Origin of the sequence: Pectobacterium hainanensis, from assembly GCF_046237015.1 — a bacterium.
GTDB lineage: Bacteria > Pseudomonadota > Gammaproteobacteria > Enterobacterales > Enterobacteriaceae > JBJYIN01.
In genome coordinates this window covers 44,782-65,914 of record NZ_JBJYIN010000011.1, presented here as the reverse complement: position 1 = coordinate 65,914, position 21,133 = coordinate 44,782, and the positions used below count along the sequence as shown (strand labels likewise).

The window sequence follows — 21,133 nt, the reverse complement described above, 5'->3', positions numbered from 1 at the left end:
TATTTGAAAAGAGATTCTATATCATCACCACCACATCGGACAGACGAAAAACGACTCACAGGTTGAATAAATGCAAGCACCAAAAAAGTGGCTGATTCTGGCCATCGTATCAAGCGCCTTGTTGCTGATCGTCATTGATATGACCGTTCTTTATACCGCGCTTCCTCGGTTAACGCATGACCTGCAAGCCTCTGCTTCCGCTAAATTATGGATACTCAACATTTATGCGCTGGTTGCCTCTGGATTATTGCTTGGTATGGGAACGCTGGGCGATAAAATAGGACATAAACCGTTATTTATCAAAGGATTAGTTATCTTCGGCACCGCGTCGCTATGCGCCGCCTATTCACCGACACCTAATTTTCTGATTGCCGCACGAGCGCTGCTTGCCATCGGTGCAGCAATGATGATGCCAGCAACGCTCTCTATTATTCGCCTTACGTTCACCGATGAAAAAGAACGAGCGCTGGCGATTGGTATATGGGCATCCGTTGCATCAGGTGGTGCCGCATTTGGGCCAGTGATGGGGGGAATATTGCTTGAATATTTCTGGTGGGGCTCCGTTTTCCTTATCAATGTCCCCGTTGTTCTGATTGCGATTATTGTGGGAAGCATTGTTATCCCACATCATCCCGGCCATTCGTCTCACCGCTGGGACCTTGTGGGTTCATTGCTGATTATGGTTGGATTAATTGGCGTAACTTACGCAATAAAAGAAATGGGGAAACGCGTACCGTCTTATCAAGATACCGTTATCGCGCTGGTTATAGGTTTGGCTTTTATCGCCAGTTTTGTTCGTCGCCAACGCAACAGCGAATACCCATTAATCGATTTCTCTATTTTTCGTCGCCGAGCCTTCTCTGCCGCCGTTGCCTCTGCCATCGTGGCTGCCGCTGCGCTTATCGGTATGGAGCTGGCATTTACCCAACGATTGCAATTAGTGACTGGGCTATCTCCATTAGAAGCTGGAATGTTTGTTCTTCCATTATCGATCGCCTCGCTCATTGCCGGGCCACTAACAGGCAAATTGTTGCCCAAGGTAAATAGTGGAAAATTATTATCGGGCGCGCTCTTGGTTTCCGGGCTGGGCATGGGAAGCTATCTGTTACTACACGATGCCGCAATCGGGGCACAAATTGCCAGCCTGATGGTACTTGGTGCAGGCATCGGTTCCGTGATGACCGCAGCCTCCAGCACAATTATGCATGTTGCGCCAGCCGCTCAGGCTGGCATGGCGGCATCCATTGAGGAAGTTTCCTATGAGTTGGGCGGAGCGACAGGCGTCACGCTAATGGGAAGCGTGCTGTCTTTTGTTTATTCAACAACCTTCATTGCGCCAGTTGGCATAAATGCGCCAGAAACCGCCTATGACAGCCTGGATGAGGCGCTCATTTTCGCTGAATCATTATCTGAAAACGCCAGAATGGCAATCACATTACAAGCACATGCCGCGTTTGATAAAGGGTTCTCCGTCGTTCTAGCCGCAGCAACGCTAATACTCCTGATAGCTTCGGTTATCGTCTGGAAAACGTGTCACCGGAAATATGTGCCTTATAACACACACGATTCTCACTAAAAGCCTATCCCAGTGGCGTTAGTGCTAGCACTGTCCACGTTCAAAATGGCAAATAAAATAGCCCTGATAAGGGAGACACAACAGACTGAATCGATTCGACATTTTTATCGAATGATTTAATATTAACCCGCTTTTTACATGCGCCACATCAAAATAACAGTCCATCAGAATCATTAGGATGGATGGTAATAAATGGGGGGATAGTTGTATTTTCTCCTGACGAGATCCTTGCCAACCCCTTCCAAACCACTTTCTGGGTGACCAGACAAAAAATCGAACGCTAACAATCAGAGAATATCGCCCTAAATGTAAGTGAGCGCTTACATTTAATGTGTTTGTGCGCAGTAAAATCCGGCCTGACAGCCTGTGCTTACTTCGTCACCTCTGTGTTCCTTTTAGGTATATTGTGTGGGGAGAGGGTATGAATCGGTTTGTTATTGTCAGTGCTCAGGACTGTATGGGGTGTCGCGCCTGTGAAATTGCCTGTGTGATTTCACACAACGACGAGCAGTATCCAACCAGCGTAGACATGTTCCAGCCAAGGATAAAGGCTTTTAATTCGCACGAATTACGCTCCGCCGTTACCTGTCGCCACTGTGAAGACGCACCCTGCGCCAGCGTTTGCCCAACGCAAGCATTGGTAAGAAAAAACGATAGTATTCAAATCATTAAAGAAAAGTGCATCGGTTGCAAAACCTGTGTATTAGCCTGCCCATTTGGTGCGATGTCGGTGGTAACCGACAGAACAACGCGCACCGCCGCCGCCCATAAATGCGATCTTTGTGCCGATCGCCCACAGGGACAGGCCTGTGTAGAAGCCTGCCCGACACAGGCGCTACAGCTAGTGAGCGAACAAATATTAGAAGCCCGACGCCGTGAGAAACAGCAAAACATGGCACTACGTTCTTCCTCACACTGGCAACGCTCAATCCCCACAGGCAAATCCGAGCCACGTAACCCACTGAATCACAGAAAAAATTGGCCACGACTTGATGCGGAAAAGAAACCGTTGGTTCAACGAAAAACCACTTTCGATGAGATTTATCACGGCTTCACCCCGCAACAAACTCAGGATCAGGCCGATCGCTGCCTCGCTTGTGGAAAACATTCTATCTGTGAGTGGACCTGCCCACTACACAACAATATTCCTGAATTATTAAATCTGGCCAAGCAAGGACGGATTCTGGAAGCCGTCGAACTCTCTCACCAGACCAGCAGCCTACCGGAAATTTGTGGCCGGGTTTGCCCGCAAGATCGGCTATGTGAAGGTTCCTGTACGCTGGGCAAAGAATACGGAGCGGTCACCGTCGGCAACATAGAGCGTTACATTACCGATACCGCAATGAAAATGGGTTGGACACCGGATATGACGCAGGTGGTGCCAAGCGGCAAACGGGCCGCCATTATTGGCGCGGGGCCTGCGGGGTTGGCCTGTGCCGACGTTCTGGCACGCAATGGAGTTCAGGCAGTCGTGTTCGATCGCCACCCTGAAATCGGCGGGCTCCTGACGTTTGGCATTCCTTCTTTCAAACTGGATAAACACGTTCTAACCCACCGCCGTGAAGTGTTCAGCGCAATGGGGATCGAATTTCAATTAAATACCGAAATAGGTAAAGATATCTCGTTCACTCAAATCCTGAACGAATTTGATACGGTATTTCTCGGTGTGGGCACGTATCGCTCAATGAAAGCAGGCCTTGAAAATGAAGAGGCTTCCGGTGTTTTCGATGCGCTCCCTTTCCTTATTGCCAACACAAAACACATCATGGGATTACCCGAACTCGCAGAAGAACCTTATATCTCTATGGAGGGAAAACGCGTAGTGGTTCTGGGTGGCGGAGACACGGCAATGGATTGCCTGCGAACGTCCGTCCGCCAGGGTGCGGTCACTGTTACCTGCGCATACCGTCGTGACGAAGCCAATATGCCTGGCTCAAAAAAGGAAGTGAAAAATTCCCGGGAGGAAGGCGCTGAATTTATGTTCAACGTGCAACCGCAAAAAATTTGCCTGAACGAGCAGGGAGCCGTTTGTGGTATCAGCTTCATTCGTACAGAGTTAGGCGCTCCCGATGCCAGTGGACGTCGACGCCCTCGCCCCATTCCTGGCTCCGAGTTTATACAACCCGCCGACGCCGTGATCACCGCCTTTGGTTTTCAGGCACACAGCATGCCCTGGCTGGAAGAAGCGGATGTCAGTTTAGATAGCTGGGGACATATTACTGCACCGGCCAGCGGCCACATCCCTTGCCAAACCAATCACCCGCAGATTTTTGCAGGCGGAGACGCCGTACGCGGAGCCGACCTGGTCGTCACCGCGATTGCTGATGGCCGTAAAGCGGCAATGGGCATGATTGAAGCCATGGGGTTAAAGACCTGTCCATCAGCAACACCGGCAACCTCTCTCGCCTCTGATTTCAATTCATCCCGAGAGGAAACGCTGCCATGAATCAATTTGTTATCGCCGATGCAGAGAAGTGTATCGGCTGCAGAACCTGCGAAATAGCATGCGCGGTCGCACACACCCATGGTAATAGCGCGAAACTGCGATCCACACACTTTTTTCCTCGTTTAAAAGTGATAAAAAGCTCTCGCGTTAGCGTACCGGTCCTCTGCCATCAATGTGAAAATGCACCCTGTGCCAGCGTCTGTCCTCATGACGCATTAGTTCGCGATCGCGACAGTATTCAGGTGATTCAATCACGCTGTATCGGTTGTAAAAGCTGCATGATCGCCTGCCCGTTCGGAGCAATAAATGTGGTAGTCACGGCAGAAACAAACAATGAGCAGGCGCTGACAAAAAGTGAAGTTCATAAGTGTGATTTGTGTGTTGACGTTGCTGACAGCCCTTCCTGCGTCAAAGTCTGCCCAACGTCGGCGTTAAGGTTAGTGACAACGGATGAGTTGCGAAAAAAAACCGATGAGAAACAACGGCGTTCCGCACAGGGTTACCGGGATATTAGGCTGTTTTAGTCATAAAATACCGCCACCGCCCTTCACATCGATACCCTAAATCATTCGAGTTGCAGGACAAACACGTTAACGTTTTGGCCAACACATGGTGTTGGCCCTTTAGGAAAAGACCCACGGATGGACGGGTGACGAATACAACCAACGCACCAGCAACTTGAAATAGGACAGGGATAAAAGCACATCTTGTGTTTTTTCTACGATTGATAAAAAACGGATTGATAAAAGAACGAACGTGTCTCCTGCATACATTCAGGGGAAGCGCTTATCGTCATAAAAAAGGCGAGTTAGCCGGAAAATCGGTTTACCTAATAAATAATAGTCGAAGATTTATCCGTCAATTTTTCTTTAGTTCATATATTAGTCTGCTAAGATGTATCGGATACACTCGGTACGCGATAAGCTACCCGCCCTGTTTCGATGCTGTTTTGGCTGGTATCAGGAAAATTCACACTCACGCCTTTTATCAATATGAGATAGAGGTGTTTGAGGCAGGCCCAAATGAGTCGTCGTTTTTACCATTATCACGGAGTGAACAATGACCTGTCATTTTGTCAGGTGGACCAGCACGGAAGCGCTTCCCGACCTGCAACGACTATCAGATAAGCTGATTTCATCAACGTTGAGTTTCTCAGCGAAGCGTCGTGAACGCTACCTGAAAAGTCGGGCATTATTGGCTGAAATGATGTTCTACTTTTTCGGCTACCCCATACTGCCGCCCTTATTTTCATCTCCCGATGGTCGACCTTACTTTGCCGATTCGCATCTTCCCCATTTTAGTTTGGGCTATGCCGGCAATACGATTGCCATTCTGCTCAGTGAAGACGGACTTGTCGGTATGGATATCGAGATTGTACACGTTCGACCGAATAATCAGGTTCCGCATTCAATGCAGGCTCAGACGCAGGCAGAAAAAGCCTGGATTGACGCCCAGCACGATCCGCTGGAAGCCGCTACACAACTGTGTACTATCCGTCAGTCTTTGATAAAAATCCCTACCCAGAACGGGTATCGTCCTGAAAATCTCAGATTACATCCCGCATCAGGCCGGTTACGTTCAAATGAAATTCCCGCGGTTGAAGTCATCAGCGATATTGATGACTATCTGGCATGGGCATGCGCACGTGTTCCCACGCTGAATAGATTGGTGATGTGGGAATACACATCGGGAGGCGGTATGAGAAAAACAGGGGAAATCGTACATCAGCAACGTCAGTCTGCACGTTATATGAAACTGACCAGTCACACACTCGAGAAAGCCGCAACCGTACTACCGCAGTAATACTCTATACCCAAAATAATTCGAGTTGCATGAAGGCGGCAAGTGAGGGACAAATTCGTCGGGAACGAATTTGACCAGCCTTTGGCTGGCCTTCGGTGAGAGACAGGATGTCTCTCATTTAATCCCGATGAGCTTACTTGAGTAAGTGATTCGGGTGACAAATCTGCTGGGAGCAGATTTGAACGCTGCTTGCAGCGGCCCCAACGGGGCGAGGCTCATGGATGGGCCGAGTAATGAACGTAGCCAACGCACAAGCAACTTGAAGTATGACGGGTATATTGGCTCTGGGGGTCCCCCAGAGCCTGATAAGCATCAATGTGCGTCAATAAAAATAATCTTCAACAGGAATAGCAAAGCCACTACCACGACACACGGGCTGATTTCTCGCCAGCGTCCCGTTGCCAGCTTCATCACACAGTAAGAGATAAAGCCTAATGCTATCCCCTCCGTGATCGAGAAACTGAACGGCATCATCACCGCCGTAATAAAAGCGGGTACCGCTTCCGTTAAGTCATCCCATTTCACCCGAGCCAGGCTGGATGTCATCAATACACCGACATAAATCAACGCACCAGCCGCCGCATAGGCTGGCACCATACCCGCTAAGGGTGACAGAAAAATAACCAACAAAAACAGGATACCGACGACAACCGCCGTCAGCCCGGTACGGCCACCAACGGAAACACCGGAAGAACTTTCAATGTACGCCGTCACTGACGATGTACCAATGAAAGAACCCGCGACAGAGCTGATACTGTCCACATACAGCGCTTGCTTCATGCGTGGAAATTTACCGCGAGCATCCACTAGGCCGGCTTTATCCGTTACACCGATCAGAGTGCCCGAAGAGTCGAACAGGTTAACCAGCATAAAGGAGAAAATGACCCCCGATAGCCCCAGATTCAAGGCCCCGGCGAGATCAACCTGCCCTACAACGGGCATCACGCTCGGCGGCATAGAGAAAATACCGGAAAATGTCACATCACCGAGCAGTAGGCCAATTGACGTCGTGACCACAATGGAAACCAATACCGCCGCATGGATGTTACGCGACGCCAACGCCACAATAATGAAAAAACCCACCGCACCCAGCAGCGCGCTATGCGACGTCAGGTTACCAATCGTCACCAGAGTCTCAGCATTCGGTACAATAATGCCCGCATTTTTCAGCCCCATCATGGCAATAAACAGGCCGATACCACTGGCAATCCCAAGGCGCAAGCTGAGGGGAATATTGGCAATCATCCAGTAACGAATCTGGAAAATCGTCAATAAAAGGAAACCGATTGCGCCCCAAAAAATAGCGCCCATGGCAACCTGCCATGATAGGCCCATCGCCCCGACGACGACGAAAGCAAAGAAAGCGTTCAATCCCATTGCGGGTGCCAACGCCACAGGTAAATTCGCCAGCAATCCCATCAGGATGCTACCGAATGCTGCAATCAGGCAAGTGGTCACAAATACCGCTTTGGTATCCATACCCGCCACACCCAGAATTTGCGGGTTAACAAAAACGATATACACCATGGTTAGAAACGTGGTGAAACCTGCTATCGTTTCTGTTCGCGCCGTGGTGCCGTGCTGTTTCAGCTTAAACACGCGCTCCAGCAAGCCCTGTTCGGTAAATTGTGATTTATTCATTTCAACGATCCAATGAAGGGAATGACAGTCGTCGCGTATCCTATAACAAAATGCAGGCTATTAACGCTGATTCCTCATTTTTTTTCATACGATAAGAACAACCTATCGAGCCCGCTTTCCTCCTGCATCGTTAAGGTAAAATCAACCTATTGATATCCATTGTTTTTGACCGGTGATGAACCAGAACGGAAAAGATAGCGGGTTATAGTCGCAATATTAATCCAGTCGGTTAAAGTAGGGGCTTCTTCTTTAATTATCATTGATAAGGATCTTTCATGTCCCGTATTGAATGCGTCTTCTTTGACTGTGACGGCACACTGGTTGACAGTGAGATATTGTGTTGTCAGGCCTACGTGAATATTTTCATCCCACATGGGTTGGAGCTATCGCTGGAGGAGGTGACGAAAACCTACAAGGGCGTGAAGCTGTATGAAATCATTGAGCGTGTTAGCCAGCAATATGGCTTAACAGTATCAATGGAAGAGACCGAACGTCACTTCAGACAGGAAATAAAACGGTTATTTGATGAATCCTTGCAGCCGATTGCCGGAGCAAAAGAACTGGTTCAGTCAATCAAGGTTCCTATGGCTGTCGTATCCAACGGCCCGGTCAGCAAAATGCACCATTCACTGGGCCTAACGAATATGCTCGATTTATTCGGAGATCACCTGTACAGCGGCTATGACCTGAAAAAGTGGAAGCCCGACCCGGCGGTGCTATTCCACGCCGCAGAGCAGCTCAACATTCCTATCGAGAACTGTATTTTAGTGGAAGATTCCGCATCCGGTACTCAGGCGGGAATTACCGCAGGCATTCCTGTGTTCTACTACTGTGCGGATCCGCACAACCAACCTATTCACCACCCGTTGGTCACCATGTTCGACGATATGCGCGAATTGCCGCAGATCTGGCGTGAGAAAGGATGGGATCTGGTCAATAACGCAGCCTAGGCTGCGTTACGACGCCACCCAAAAATACCGCGTTTCGGTCGGGCAAGTGGCTGCCCGAAACGCGTATTGATGCCGTTTGCCAACAGCTCCAGAGACAAACAAAATACAAAATAGACCAGCGCGACAAACAGAAACACTTCCATAGGGTAAACCATGCTGCGGTTATTCACCTGTGTCGCCAAAAACGTAAGTTCTCCGACGCCAACAATGTAAGCCAGCGACGTATCTTTAATCAGAGAAATCCATTGGTTAATGAACGAAGGCACCATCATCCGTAGCGCCTGCGGCAAAATAATGGTCCACAGCACCTCCCAGCGAGTGAACCCCAGCGATAGCCCAGCCTGCCATTGCCCACGACCAATGGCAACGATACCGGCTTTCACGCCGTGAGCCAGATAAGCAGACGCAATCAATGCTAACGCGCATACTACCGTGGTGATCCCAGGAATATCGACACCAAACAAAATCGGCAACAGAAAATACGTCCAGAAAATCAGCATGATGACGGGAATAGCACGGAAAAAACCGAGAATCATCGCCAGTATCGCGGCACCCATACCGCGCGACATCGCCAGCGCAACCCCCAAAAGCGTGCCCAGCAATGCAGACACGATACCCGCCAGCAAGCTCATCAATAATGTCAGCGCCGCGCCGCCAAGCGGACCATCTGGGAACGTACCCCACATCAGGTAACTGAAATTATCAGTAACGATCGTAAAATCCATTTCAGTGTTTCTCCACCAGATTACGCTGCTGACGCCACATCCCCCAACCTTCTATCAGTGCGATAATCGCGATATACAGTATCGTCGCCACACCAAACGCCTGAAAAGTACGTAAGGTTTCTGTTTCTACCTGACGTGAAGCATAAGACAGTTCAGCGACGCCAATTGCCATCGCCAAAGAAGAATTCTTGATGACATTCATGTATTGCCCTAAAAGCGGCGGCAACGCTATTTTCAGCGCTTGTGGTAGCACCACATGACGCATCGATTGCCAAACGGTTAGCCCCAGCGCTTGTGCCGCGTATTTTTGCCCGCGTGCGACACCACCAATACCTGCACGAATTTCTTCAGCAATAAACGCGCTGGAGTACAGCGTCAATCCAAATAATCCGGCAAGAAACTCAAATGATGGCCATGCTATGTTTATCCCCAAGACAGTAAGCTCATGAGGTGTATTCATCCACTGCATCATCCCTGATGGAAACAGTTGACCAGCACCGAAGTACCAGAAAAAAAGCTGTATTAGCAGAGGAGTATTACGAAATAGCGAACTGTAAGCGACAACGACGCCGCTCAATACCCGAATCTGGCTGTCTCTGGCTGCCGCCAACAGAAAACCCAACGCCGTCGACAGAACGATCGTACAGAGGGAAATGCCCAGCGTGATCAGGAAGCCGTGCCACATCCAGGTCAGGTACTGAGGAGCCAACAGCCACGACTCAAGCGATTGCAGCGCCGTATCCATGCGTTCTCTCTCTCTTTGTCATTATTCTGAGACATAAATAGAAATGCCCTCTACGAGGCAGAGGGCAGGGATCATAGCACTGAAGGCGTCAGCTATCAGGATTTCGGTTGCTGATCCAACGGGGCAAAGGTGAAATCACCACGCGGCTGTGCCGATTTTGTCTCAGGTCCGAACCAACGGTCATAAATTGTTTTTGCTTCACCTTGTTTTTCCAGGTTCAGCAGCGTTTCGTTTACCTTATCCGTCAGGCGATCTTCACCCTTAGGAATTCCCACGCCTTGATATTCTTTGGTAATACTAAACGGTGAAATTTCAAAATCTGCTTTTTGCGCTTCAGGTACGTTAGCCAGTAAACCAACCAGTTTCGCATCATCCTGAGTAATCGCCTGAACGTTGCCATTGCGTAACGCGGCAAACGCCAGCGGCGTATCATCATAAGAAATCACTTTCGCGGTAGGATAGTGTTCCCGTAATGTGATTTCCTGAACGGTGCCTTTATCCGCGCCGATACGCAGCGATTTAATGTCTTCCGGCGTTTTCAGAACACCTTTACGAGCGATGAATTTTTGTCCGGTAGCAAAATAAGGAATGCTGAAATTAACTTGTTTGGCGCGTTCATCGGTAATAGTAAAGTTGGCCGCAATCAGATCCACCTTATTGGAACTGAGCAAGGGTATACGGTTGGCCGGGTTGGTCGCACGCAGTTCAACCTTCACACCTAGCGCTTTCCCAATCGCTTCAGCCACATCAACATCATAGCCCACTAACTTTTTGCTCTGTGGATCGACATAGCCAAACGGCGGATTGCTATCAAAAACCGCGATCTTAACCACTCCCGCTTTCTGAATATCATCCAGTTTATCCGCCTGAGCGACACCAGAAAGAGACGCTAACCCTGCCACTAATGCCAATGCCATAATTCGCTTTTTCATTCCCAGCCCCTGAATATTTAATTTAATTCTTTGCAGGCTACCAGCAGAGCGAAAAACCGGGAAATAACATAAATAGCTATAATATAACCTTATGTTACATTGCATTTTTGGCAGATTATCCTGCTCAAATGCCAACATAACTCAATAGATTTCAAGCAGCAGGCAGGTAATAAGCGAGAGACAAATATGTCCGTCCAACAAAGGAAGATAGCTTTTTAATATCAAGGCATTATCTAAAGAAAAGATTCCCGCTTACGCGGGAATTATGGGGACAGGTAAGAGATTTGCCATCAAATTCAAACGCTCTATCAACAGAGCGTTTGCACCACCAGCAATTGGCAACGATTATTCATCGTCTTTTACGTCTTCCGCATCCTTGGCAATCAACAGTTTTTCCAGCGCATCGCCACCTAAATGGCGGAAATCCTGCCCTTTGACAAAATAGAAAATAAATTCGCAAATATTCTGGCAACGGTCACCAATTCGCTCGATAGAACGGGCACAGAATAGGGCGGTGAGTACGCTGGGGATGGTACGAGAATCTTCCATCATGTAAGTCATTAACTGACGCACAATCCCTTCGTACTCTTTATCGACTTTTTTGTCTTCGCGATAAATACGGATCGCTTCGTCCAGATCCATACGGGCAAACGCATCCAGCACGTCATGCAGCATTTGCACGGTGTGGCGTCCCAGCGATTCCAGACTCACCAGCAACGGCTGATGCTGATGGGAGAACTTCTCCAGCGCGGTGCGACAGATCTTATCCGCCACGTCACCGATGCGTTCCAGTTCAGAGATGGTTTTGATGATCGCCATGACCAGACGCAAATCGCTGGCGGTAGGCTGGCGTTTCGCAATAATGCGTACGCAAGCCTCATCAATCGCCACTTCCATCAGGTTAACTTTAGCATCGCCTTCAATCACCTGCTGCGCCAGCTCTGCATCTTGATTGTGCATCGCCGTAATCGCATCACTCAGCTGTTGCTCCACCAGCCCGCCCATGGTCAGGACCTGCGTGCGGATATGTTCCAGTTCAGCGTTAAACTGACCAGAAATGTGTTTATTCAGATTCAGATTATCCATGATGGTTCCTAATCAACCGTAGCGGCCGGTGATGTAATCTTCAGTCTGTTTCTGCCGGGGGGCAGTAAACAGGGTATCAGTATCACTGAACTCAATCAGTTCACCCAGATACATAAATGCCGTATGGTCCGAGCAACGCGCCGCCTGTTGCATGTTGTGCGTCACAATGACTACGGTGTAATCTTTTTTCAGCTCAGAAATCAGTTCTTCAATGCGACCGGTCGAAATCGGATCAAGTGCCGAGCATGGCTCATCCAGTAACAGTACGTCTGGGCGAATCGCAATGCCACGTGCAATACACAAACGTTGTTGCTGACCACCTGACAGGCTATAGCCGCTCTGGTGCAGTTTATCTTTCGTTTCCTGCCATAGCGCCGCTTTGGTCAGCGCCCATTGAACGCGCTCATCCATATCGGCACGAGACAACTTCTCAAACAGGCGAACGCCAAATGCGATGTTATCGTAAATCGACATTGGGAACGGTGTCGGCTTCTGGAAAACCATGCCCACTTTGGCGCGTAGCAGCGCAATATCTTGTTTATCCGTCAGAATGTTATTGCCATCCAGCAGGATATCGCCCTCGGCGCGTTGCTCAGGGTAGAGCTGGTACATTTTGTTCAGTGTACGCAGCAGCGTGGATTTACCACAGCCGGACGGGCCGATAAACGCGGTAACCTGATTGGCGGCAATATCCAGCGTGATGTTTTTCAACGCATGAAACTTCCCGTAATAGAAATTCAGATCGCGTACCTGGATTTTGCTGGTGGATGTCTCAGTAGCCATACTCATCAAGACTTCTCTCTTTTACCGGGCGTTGCCAGACAACACCTTGAATTTATTTAATGTTTTCAGCGAATCACTGTTTCTCAGAGAATTAATGCTTCTTCGCAGAGAAAATAACACGCGCCAGAATATTCAGCAGAAGCACGCACAGCGTAATCAGCAGAACCCCTGCCCAGGCCAGTTGTTGCCATTCAACAAACGGGCTCATGGCAAATTTGAATATGGTGACCGGCAAGTTGGCAATCGGGTGCATCAAATCCGTATTCCAGAACTGATTCGATAGCGACGTAAACAGCAGCGGTGCCGTTTCCCCGGCAATACGTGCAATAGCCAGCAGCACACCGGTGATGATGCCCGATACGGATGCCTTCAGCGTAATCGCAGAAATCATTTTCCATTTCGGCGTACCCAGCGCATAAGCCGCTTCACGCAGGCTATCCGGCACCAGTTTGAGCATATTCTCGGTAGTACGGATCACAATCGGCACCTGCAACAGCGCCAGCGCAATCACCCCCGCCCAACCGGAGAAGTGCTGCATCTTGGCTACCACCAGCGTATAGACAAACAGCCCTACGACGATGGAAGGCGCTGATAGCAGAATGTCGTTGATGAAACGGATCACTTCGGCGATCCAGGATTTCCGACCGTACTCCGCCAGATAGATCCCCGCCATAATGCCCAACGGCGTCCCCAGCAGCGTCGCCCACAGGATCAACAATCCACTCCCGACAATCGCGTTGGCTAACCCACCACCGGCCGTGTTTGGTGGTGGCGTCATCTCGGTAAACAATGCCAGCGACATGCCATCAATCCCTTTGGTGACCGTCGAGAAGAGGATCCAGATCAGCCAGAACAGGCCAAATGCCATCGTAGACATGGATAAAAACAACGCAATGCGGTTTTTCTGACGACGCCAGGCCTGCATTTTACGCCGCGAGCGTGCCAATTCGGCTTCTTGTTCTATGCCTAATGTTGCCATTAGCGCGCCCCCTCATTTTTTGCCAGACGCATAATCATCAGCTTTGAACACGCCAGAACGACAAAGGTAATCACAAACAGAATCAGCCCCAGTTCCATCAACGCTGCGGTATGTAAACCGGATTCCGCTTCGGCGAATTCGTTCGCCAGCGCAGAAGTAATACTGTTACCCGGCATATACAGCGACGCACTATCGAGCTGGTAGGTATTACCGATGATAAAGGTGACCGCCATGGTTTCCCCTAGCGCACGCCCTAATCCCAGCATCACCCCACCGATCACGCCGTTTTTGGTGTAAGGCAACACGATGCGCCAAATCACTTCCCATGTCGTACAGCCAATACCATAGGCAGACTCTTTCATCATGACAGGCGTTTGCTCAAACACATCACGCATGACCGCCGCAATGTACGGGATAATCATGATGGCCAGAATAACGCCAGCCGCCAGAATACCAATCCCAAACGCCGGACCGGAGAACAACGACCCAACGATAGGAATGCCAGACAAAACATTCCCTACCGGTTGCTGGAAATATTTAGCAAAGAGCGGAGCGAAAATGAACAGCCCCCACATGCCATAAACAATACTCGGGATCGCCGCCAACAGTTCAATCGCTACGCCAAGCGGACGTTTTAACCAGTTGGGGGCCAATTCAGTGAGAAACAGTGCAATACCGAAACTAATCGGAATCGCGATAATGAGTGCAATGAGTGAGGTTACGATCGTGCCATAGATAGGCACCAGCGCACCAAATTGTTCGGCTGGCGCATCCCATTCCTTCGTCCACAGAAAAGCGAAACCAAACTTCTCAATGCTGGGCCAGGACGCCACAATCAGGGAAACAATAATGCCGCCCAATAACAACAGCGTAATCAGCGCAGCCAATTTCACCAGTGCGCCAAAAATGATATCGCCGTGTTTCCCAGGGGCTTTTATAGTTGGCTTGTACTCAGCCATGCGTCTCTCTTCTCGATTTAGCTACATTTAATAATACCGGAGCGGCCTAAGGCGGAGAGGTCATTGACACCTCTCCGCCTCGATACGACTTACTATTCAGTTGCGCGTTTCCAGAGTCTAAAACGTTGTCGTACTCCGGTTACCAACACGACGGTCGAGACAGTAATTAGTACAGCGCTTTACCACTGCTGTCTTTTACCTGAGTTTTCCAGGCCGCACGGATTTGCTCAACCACTTCGTTCGGGATGGTCGCATAGTCCAGCGCAGTGGCTTGCTCGCCGCCTTTTTTGAACGCCCAGTCGAAGAATTTCAACACTTCAGCACCCTGCTCAGGCTTTTCCTGTTTGGTCTGAACCAGGATAAACGTGGTTGAGGTGATCGGCCATGCATCTGCGCCTTTCTGGTTAGTCAGGTCCTGAGCAAAAGATTTGCTCCAGTCGATTTCTTTAGCAGCATTACTAAAGCTTGCACCTGTCGGGCTAACCACTTTTCCATCAGCAGAAACCATCTTGGTGTAAGCCAAGTTGTTCTGTTTGGCGTAAGCGTATTCCACATAACCAATTGAACCAGGCAGACGCTGCACGAACGCCGCGATGCCATCGTTACCTTTACCACCCAGACCGGTTGGCCAGTTAACCGTAGAACCAGCGCCAACCTTTTCTTTCCACTCTGGGTTCACTTTCGCCAGATAGCTGGTGAATACAAAAGAGGTACCTGAACCATCAGCACGACGGACAACGGCAATGTCCTGATCCGGCAGTTTGGCATTCGGGTTCAGCTTGGTAATCGCAGGATCGTTCCATTTTTTAATTTTGCCCAGGTAGATATCACCCAGCGTTTTACCATCCAGCGTTAAATCGCCCGATTTGATGCCCGGAACGTTTACCGCCAGGACTACCCCACCAATAACGGTCGGGAACTGGAATAAACCATCCTGAGCTAATTTGTCATCAGCCAACGGCGCATCGGAGGCACCGAAATCTACCGTTTTCGCGATAATTTGTTTAACACCACCAGAAGATCCAATGCCTTGATAGTTAACTTTATTGCCGGTCTCTTTTTGGTAGGAATCCGCCCATTTAGCATAAACAGGCGCAGGGAATGTCGCACCGGCACCGGTGAGGTTAGCGGCAGCAAAAGCGGAAACCGCCATCAGAGAAAAGGTTGCCGCAACAACACTGGCAAGAGTGGTACGCATCAGTTTCATAATCCCTCCTGTGGGATACTCGACGTGTCGACGTAGAGCCGTTATCAATCAGAGTTGTCAAATCAGAGTGTAGTTTGCAGGAGGAAAAATAGGACAATTTAGTGACAGTAAAATGTACGCAATGTGACAGTTTTATGACAATGAGGCAGCATGCAGGAAAATTCAGGCATCACCAGCCAGAACACCTATTCTGACCGGTGAAGGAAAAACGTTAGTGAGTCTGGCTATGACTCAACAATTTGTAAATCGTATCCGGCTTGTAGCTATCGCCCTGATAATAAATCGCCCAATCGGTTATTCGCGATACATCAACAGTATAAACGCCACCTTCCTGCATATCCTCAACATAGAACGGATGATTGATTAATGTTCCCGTAACGGTCGAATCATGGATGTTTTCGGGTATAAACCACATGTGCTCGCGTTCTTCTCCCTCTTCGCCATGAGGGATGCCAAACTTCACCATAAAGCGCCATTCACTTTCGACTTCGACGGGTTTAGGGGCTTTTTTGAGTAGTTTAGCTAAAAAACCCGGCTTAGCCGGTTCGGCACTCACATGATAGTTTTTGAACATGTTGACGAAATAACGCCAGCGCAACTGTGCTTTACGTGACATTTCTGCCGTTTCCGCGTTCGTACGCCAGAACATGATGGCATTCTGCTCATCAAATCCCTTAAAGAACGTTTGCAGCACCGGATTTTCTTCGTTGGTACGAAACAACATACAGGAAGGTGCCTGATGCACGTCATCCCGATCGGCGCGATCGCCCAGAAACACGCCTTCCGGCGTTCCTTCCAGATCGTAACGCATCTCTTCCAGCGGCCGCAGTTGGTCAATCGGCGTGGATTGATTCACATGCCGCAACCCTTCTTCAAACGGTAATGCCACCAGATACTCATAGCCGCTGTCCGTTTGCCCGCACAGAATCGGTTCATTAAAGGTAATTTTCTGATTCTGAATGGCATTATTAACAAAACTTCTGAATAAATCCGGAATGCCATAATACGAATTCAGTGTTTCGGGAATGACTAATTCCGCTTCCGTCAGTCCGCATCGCGCCAGACCGTGCGAGTGAAACCAGAATGTGGTCGGCGGATCGTTCTCGGTGTCGTACACGGCATGAATGGTATACAGCGATTCAATTTCCGGCAGAACATCATCTTCCAGTTGGAAATTCAGCCATTCGCGGGTAAATACGTTACCCGCAGCAGACATATCGATGCCCAAGAGAAAATCCGGTACCACGGCACGCAATAAGCGCAATTGATGAACGTAATCTTCCAGCGGATTTTGCCCAAAAATACACTCGACCATCACTTCCTGCGTGGCCGCATTAGCCTGGGCCAACAGTTCGGGTGAAATCGCATCGGTTGAATGCAACGGCGTGATTTGATGCTCGGGATCGCGTTCCGAGACCTCAAGATAAAACGTCAGTTCTCTATCATCACAGCGACAGGTATAAAAGAACCCACCTTGCTCCCGCTCGGTATAGCTTATTTCACCCTCGGTAAAGCATGGCTGGGCCTCTAGCAGGCTTTCCAGCAATGGATAACTCATTTCCCTTGAGGAAAAGGCCACCATCGTTGATGGCGCTTTCTCGCCCTTTCCTTCGGCAATATCCAGATATTGTTGTTTGTTATTCATCATGAACCCGTTAACGTTTTCAATCCATTATTGCCAACGACGGAAAATCAGCGACGTATTGATACCGCCAAAGGCGAAATTATTGGACTGAATGTAATTCGTCTCGATATGGCGTGGTTCACCCATGATGTAATCCAGTTCACCACAATCTTCCGCAGGTTGCCGTAAGTTAAGAGTAGGGGCAAACCAGCCTTCATGCATCATTTCAATACTCATCCACGCTTCAAGCGCACCGCAGGCACCCAGCGTATGACCGAAATAGCTTTTTAGCGATGAAATCGGTGTGGATTTACCAAACACGGCAGCGGTCGCCTGGCTTTCCGCCACATCCCCGCGATCGGTTGCCGTACCGTGAGCGCTGATATACCCCACATCTCGGGGTTGCACCCCAGCACAGCGCAGCGAACCTTCAATACAAACCTGCATGGTTTCACGCTGGGGCTGCGTAATATGTGCCGCATCGCAGTTGGTGTAAAAACCAACCAGTTCGGCATAGATCGTCGCACCACGCGCAACGGCATGTTCAAGCTCTTCCAGCACTAACGTACCCGCACCTTCGCCGATAACCAAGCCGTCGCGGCTGGCGTCAAAAGGAGACGGCGTCGTTTCTGGCGCATCGTTGCGTTGGCTGGTGGCAAACAGCGTATCAAATACAGCGGCTTCCGATGGGCACAATTCTTCCGCACCGCCAGCCACCATGACCGTTTGATAACCATGGCGAATCGCTTCCCAGGCATAGCCAATCGCCTGACTTCCCGACGTACAGGCGCTGGATGTCGGGATCACTCGACCACGCAACCCAAAAAACAGACCCGCATTTACCGCGGTGGTATGCGGCATCATCTGCACATAGGTCGTACCGGTAATATTATTGGTATGCTTTTCCGTCAGCATGGTGGCGAATTCACTCACCGGCCCCGTACTGCCCGTTGAAGAACCGTAAGCAATGCCGGTTTCTCCGTTAGTCAGCACCGGATGACCAATCAATCCAGCCTGTTCCAGCGCCAGTTCGGTTGCTCGGGTTGCCATCAGAGACACACGTCCCATCGAGCGGATGCGTTTACGTGTGTAGTGTTCTGGCAGACTAAAGTTATCAATCGGTGAGCCCAACTGCGTATGCAACCCATCGTATACCTGCCATTCAGGCATCTTACGTATAGCATTGCGACCCGCACGCAAACCGTTAGAAACGCTTTCCCATGACTCACCAAACGCGGTGATCCCCCCCATTCCGGTTACCACGACACGACGCATCACAGCATCCCTCCATTAATAGAAATAACCTGACGCGTCACATAACTCGCGATATCGGACATCAGATAACTCGCCAGCCCTGCGACTTCTTCCGCTTGCCCCATGCGTTTCATGGGGATCATCTTCATGGCTTCTTCGATGGCTACCGGCTCCATTTGAATCATGCCGGTATCAATCAAACCGGGTGCAATGCAGTTCACCGTAATTTTTCGTTTCGCCAGTTCGATAGCCAGCGCTTTCGTCGCGCCGATAATGCCCGCTTTTGCTGCGCTGTAGTTGACCTGTCCCCGATTCCCCATGATCCCGGAAACAGAGGACAACGTGATAATTCGTCCGCCTTTACGCAGGCCAATCATCGGCATCACACAGGGATGAATCACGTTATAGAAGCTGTCGAGATTGGTGTGAATCACGCTATCCCACGCCTGTTCGTCAAGCGCAGGGAAAGCACCGTCGCAGGTGATACCTGCATTACTAACCACGCCATAGTAGGCCCCATGCGCCTCAATATCCTGTTCGATCACGGTGCGACACACTTCACGATCGGCAATATCAAAACTGACGATACGACCAGAACCGTTTTGAGCCGTAATCTGACTTAACGTTTCCTGTGCACCCTTTTCATCACGGTGATAATGCACCACAACGGTAAAACCATCTGCCGCCAGACGCCGTGCAATGGCTCGACCGATCCCTTTGCTGGCACCAGTCACTAACACAGAACGCGTCATGCTTGTTCTCCGGTTGTCATCGTCGTTCTTCCGGTTGTCATCATAGCTTTCCCTGTTCTAAAAGTGTTTTTAACTCATGTTCGTCAGGCTGATAGGTGTTCAGCCGACCAGAGGCATACGTCTCCCCGGCTATCGCGATCTCACCCTCAAAGCTACCGACTTTGTCGTCACGCATTAGTAGCGTGACGGTCACATCAAGCAGGGACCCGGCAGGAAAAATAGCCTGCTTACTGCGATAACCCCGTCCGCCGAGCAACATACCGGGGCGCGGCTTCTCTTGCAGTCCTCGGCTCTGACGCCCGTGCCACCCAGACCAGACCCCAATAGTTTGAGCAATAATTTCGATACCAAACCAGGCTGGCAAGTGTCCCTGAGCATTCAGAAACGGTGCCAAAATACTCTCGTGACCGATCGCCACACGACAGTGCGCGTGTTCATCATCAACATGGACCACCTCGTCCACCAGCACCATCGGGGCTGAATGGGGCAGATAAGCTGCCGCAGACAGATACTCACTCATGATTCGTCCCCAGGATCAGACACGCATTGTTGCCACCAAACGCAAAAGAATTAGACAGAATGACTGGGCGTGTCAGCGAGGTTGGTTCACGGAGCAAGCCGCAGGATGGCAGTGAGGCATCGGGATGGCTGCATGAAAAATCTTGCGCGGGCAAGGGAAGCTCCCGAGTCAGAAGCAGCCAACAGAGCACCGCTTCACTAATCCCCGCCGCCCCCAACGTATGACCGGTAAGATGCTTCGTTGAGCTACAAGGCACGCGATCGCCAAAAACGGCGTGAACCACATTCGCCTCAATCTGGTCATTCAGGCGCGTGGCCGTACCGTGTAAATTGATATAACCCACGTCCTCAGGCTGCAACCCTGCTTGCGACAACGCCATATTGATCGCGCGAATCGCCCCTTCGCCTTCTGGGTGAGGTGCCGACATATGGTAAGCATCAGAGGATTCTCCAAAACCCAATACCGCCACGCGATCGGGCTGCTGTCCAATCAGCATCAGCGCTGCACCTTCACCAATGGTGATCCCATTACGTTCTTCGCTGAACGGCTGACAGCGCGTTGCAGAGAGCGACTCAAGGCTATCAAAGCCATTAAGCGGCATACGGCTCAGCGTATCCGCGCCGCCAACGATAGCCACATCCACCAGCCCGGCCTCGATCAATCGCTTACCGCTGATCAGCGCTCTGGCGCTGGAAGAGCACGCGGTTGAGATAGTGTAAGCGGGTCCATCTAACTTCAGATAGGCGGCCAAAAAACGGGAAGGATCGCCAAGTTCCTGCTGTGCATAACGATAAGTGGCAAGATTTTCGCTGACGTAACGATCGGCTTCATCCAATCCCGAGGTACTGGTACCTAGAATCACGGCCACCCGGTCAGAGCCAAATTGCGCAATAGCCGCGTCCACCTGAGGCCGAATTTGTTCCAGTGCAGCCAGCAACAGCTGATTATTACGGCTGTTATGCGCCGCCAATTCCACTGGGATAACCGGTAATTCCGCATCAACCTTGCCCGTCCAACAGGGCTTATCGTGCAACAGCCATCCGGTATCAGGGCGCATACCCGGTGCATAACCGCTGGCAAGGTTGTCGGCAATCTCATCCAGATTATTGCCCAGCGCATTCAGCGCCCCGACGGCGTTAATGTAAATCATG

19 protein-coding genes are annotated in these 21,133 nt (G+C 50.1%); 5 read left to right on the top strand and 14 right to left on the bottom strand.

Annotated features, from left to right (window positions below; all coding sequences use genetic code 11):
* Positions 1–70: 70 nt before the first annotated feature.
* The 4 genes from ACKPVM_RS12670 to ACKPVM_RS12655 all read left to right on the top strand — a co-directional run bounded on the left by ACKPVM_RS12670 (position 71) and on the right by ACKPVM_RS12655 (position 5,825).
* Entirely contained in the window at positions 71–1,576 is a 1,506-nt protein-coding gene (locus tag ACKPVM_RS12670; RefSeq protein ID WP_409309425.1) for an MFS transporter, read from the top strand.
* Between the two features lie 421 nt (positions 1,577–1,997).
* A complete protein-coding gene (aegA, locus tag ACKPVM_RS12665; protein ID WP_409309422.1) occupies positions 1,998–4,022 on the top strand; it encodes a formate-dependent uric acid utilization protein AegA in 2,025 nt (674 codons plus the stop codon).
* The gene (locus tag ACKPVM_RS12660; RefSeq protein WP_409309420.1) at positions 4,019–4,546 is read left to right on the top strand and encodes a 4Fe-4S binding protein; all 528 of its coding nucleotides are present in this window, start codon (positions 4,019–4,021) and stop codon (positions 4,544–4,546) included. The genes aegA and ACKPVM_RS12660 overlap by 4 nt, the downstream gene beginning before the upstream one ends.
* Positions 4,547–5,081: 535 nt before the next feature.
* Positions 5,082–5,825, top strand: coding sequence for a 4'-phosphopantetheinyl transferase family protein (locus ACKPVM_RS12655; RefSeq protein ID WP_409309418.1), 744 nt, complete (start codon positions 5,082–5,084; stop codon positions 5,823–5,825).
* Positions 5,826–6,137: 312 nt separating this feature from the next.
* On the opposite strand, the gene ACKPVM_RS12650 is transcribed toward ACKPVM_RS12655, so the two are convergent.
* Positions 6,138–7,466, bottom strand: coding sequence for an NCS2 family permease (locus ACKPVM_RS12650; protein WP_409309417.1), 1,329 nt, complete (start codon positions 7,464–7,466; stop codon positions 6,138–6,140).
* A gap of 275 nt (positions 7,467–7,741) precedes the next feature.
* On the opposite strand from ACKPVM_RS12650, the gene yieH reads away from it, so the two are divergent.
* On the top strand, positions 7,742–8,416 hold the full coding sequence (gene yieH, locus ACKPVM_RS12645; RefSeq protein ID WP_409309415.1) for a 6-phosphogluconate phosphatase: 675 nt from the start codon (positions 7,742–7,744) through the stop codon (positions 8,414–8,416).
* Here yieH and ACKPVM_RS12640 read toward each other — a convergent pair.
* The 13 genes from ACKPVM_RS12640 to ACKPVM_RS12580 all read right to left on the bottom strand — a co-directional run bounded on the left by ACKPVM_RS12640 (position 8,413) and on the right by ACKPVM_RS12580 (position 21,132).
* The gene (locus ACKPVM_RS12640; protein ID WP_409309413.1) at positions 8,413–9,141 is read right to left on the bottom strand and encodes an amino acid ABC transporter permease; all 729 of its coding nucleotides are present in this window, start codon (positions 9,139–9,141) and stop codon (positions 8,413–8,415) included. The genes yieH and ACKPVM_RS12640 overlap by 4 nt on opposite strands.
* 1 nt (position 9,142) lies before the next feature.
* Positions 9,143–9,886, bottom strand: coding sequence for an amino acid ABC transporter permease (locus ACKPVM_RS12635; protein WP_409309411.1), 744 nt, complete (start codon positions 9,884–9,886; stop codon positions 9,143–9,145).
* Between the two features lie 95 nt (positions 9,887–9,981).
* Positions 9,982–10,818, bottom strand: coding sequence for an ABC transporter substrate-binding protein (locus ACKPVM_RS12630; protein WP_409309409.1), 837 nt, complete (start codon positions 10,816–10,818; stop codon positions 9,982–9,984).
* A gap of 345 nt (positions 10,819–11,163) precedes the next feature.
* Positions 11,164–11,904: a phosphate signaling complex protein PhoU gene (gene phoU, locus ACKPVM_RS12625; protein ID WP_409309408.1), complete on the bottom strand. Its 741-nt coding sequence runs from the start codon at positions 11,902–11,904 to the stop codon at positions 11,164–11,166.
* 12 nt (positions 11,905–11,916) lie between these two features.
* Positions 11,917–12,693: a phosphate ABC transporter ATP-binding protein PstB gene (gene pstB / locus ACKPVM_RS12620; protein WP_039346412.1), complete on the bottom strand. Its 777-nt coding sequence runs from the start codon at positions 12,691–12,693 to the stop codon at positions 11,917–11,919.
* An 85-nt stretch (positions 12,694–12,778) separates the two neighbouring features.
* Complete coding sequence (gene pstA, locus ACKPVM_RS12615; RefSeq protein WP_409309406.1) at positions 12,779–13,666, bottom strand: phosphate ABC transporter permease PstA; 888 nt, start codon at positions 13,664–13,666, stop codon at positions 12,779–12,781.
* The gene (gene pstC, locus ACKPVM_RS12610) at positions 13,666–14,625 is read right to left on the bottom strand and encodes a phosphate ABC transporter permease PstC (protein WP_409309404.1); all 960 of its coding nucleotides are present in this window, start codon (positions 14,623–14,625) and stop codon (positions 13,666–13,668) included. Before pstC ends, pstA begins: the two co-directional genes overlap by 1 nt.
* Positions 14,626–14,791: 166 nt before the next feature.
* The gene (gene pstS, locus ACKPVM_RS12605) at positions 14,792–15,832 is read right to left on the bottom strand and encodes a phosphate ABC transporter substrate-binding protein PstS (RefSeq protein WP_409309403.1); all 1,041 of its coding nucleotides are present in this window, start codon (positions 15,830–15,832) and stop codon (positions 14,792–14,794) included.
* 211 nt (positions 15,833–16,043) lie between these two features.
* Positions 16,044–17,477, bottom strand: a complete 1,434-nt coding sequence (locus ACKPVM_RS12600; RefSeq protein WP_409309563.1) for a DUF4026 domain-containing protein — start codon at positions 17,475–17,477, stop codon at positions 16,044–16,046.
* Between the two features lie 27 nt (positions 17,478–17,504).
* On the bottom strand, positions 17,505–18,731 hold the full coding sequence (locus ACKPVM_RS12595; protein ID WP_409309561.1) for a beta-ketoacyl-ACP synthase: 1,227 nt from the start codon (positions 18,729–18,731) through the stop codon (positions 17,505–17,507).
* A complete protein-coding gene (locus ACKPVM_RS12590; protein WP_409309402.1) occupies positions 18,731–19,462 on the bottom strand; it encodes a 3-ketoacyl-ACP reductase FabG2 in 732 nt (243 codons plus the stop codon). Before ACKPVM_RS12590 ends, ACKPVM_RS12595 begins: the two co-directional genes overlap by 1 nt.
* Before the next feature lie 40 nt (positions 19,463–19,502).
* The gene (locus ACKPVM_RS12585; protein ID WP_409309400.1) at positions 19,503–19,982 is read right to left on the bottom strand and encodes a hotdog family protein; all 480 of its coding nucleotides are present in this window, start codon (positions 19,980–19,982) and stop codon (positions 19,503–19,505) included.
* Entirely contained in the window at positions 19,975–21,132 is a 1,158-nt protein-coding gene (locus tag ACKPVM_RS12580) for a beta-ketoacyl-[acyl-carrier-protein] synthase family protein (protein WP_409309398.1), read from the bottom strand. Before ACKPVM_RS12580 ends, ACKPVM_RS12585 begins: the two co-directional genes overlap by 8 nt.
* Position 21,133: the final 1 nt, after the last annotated feature.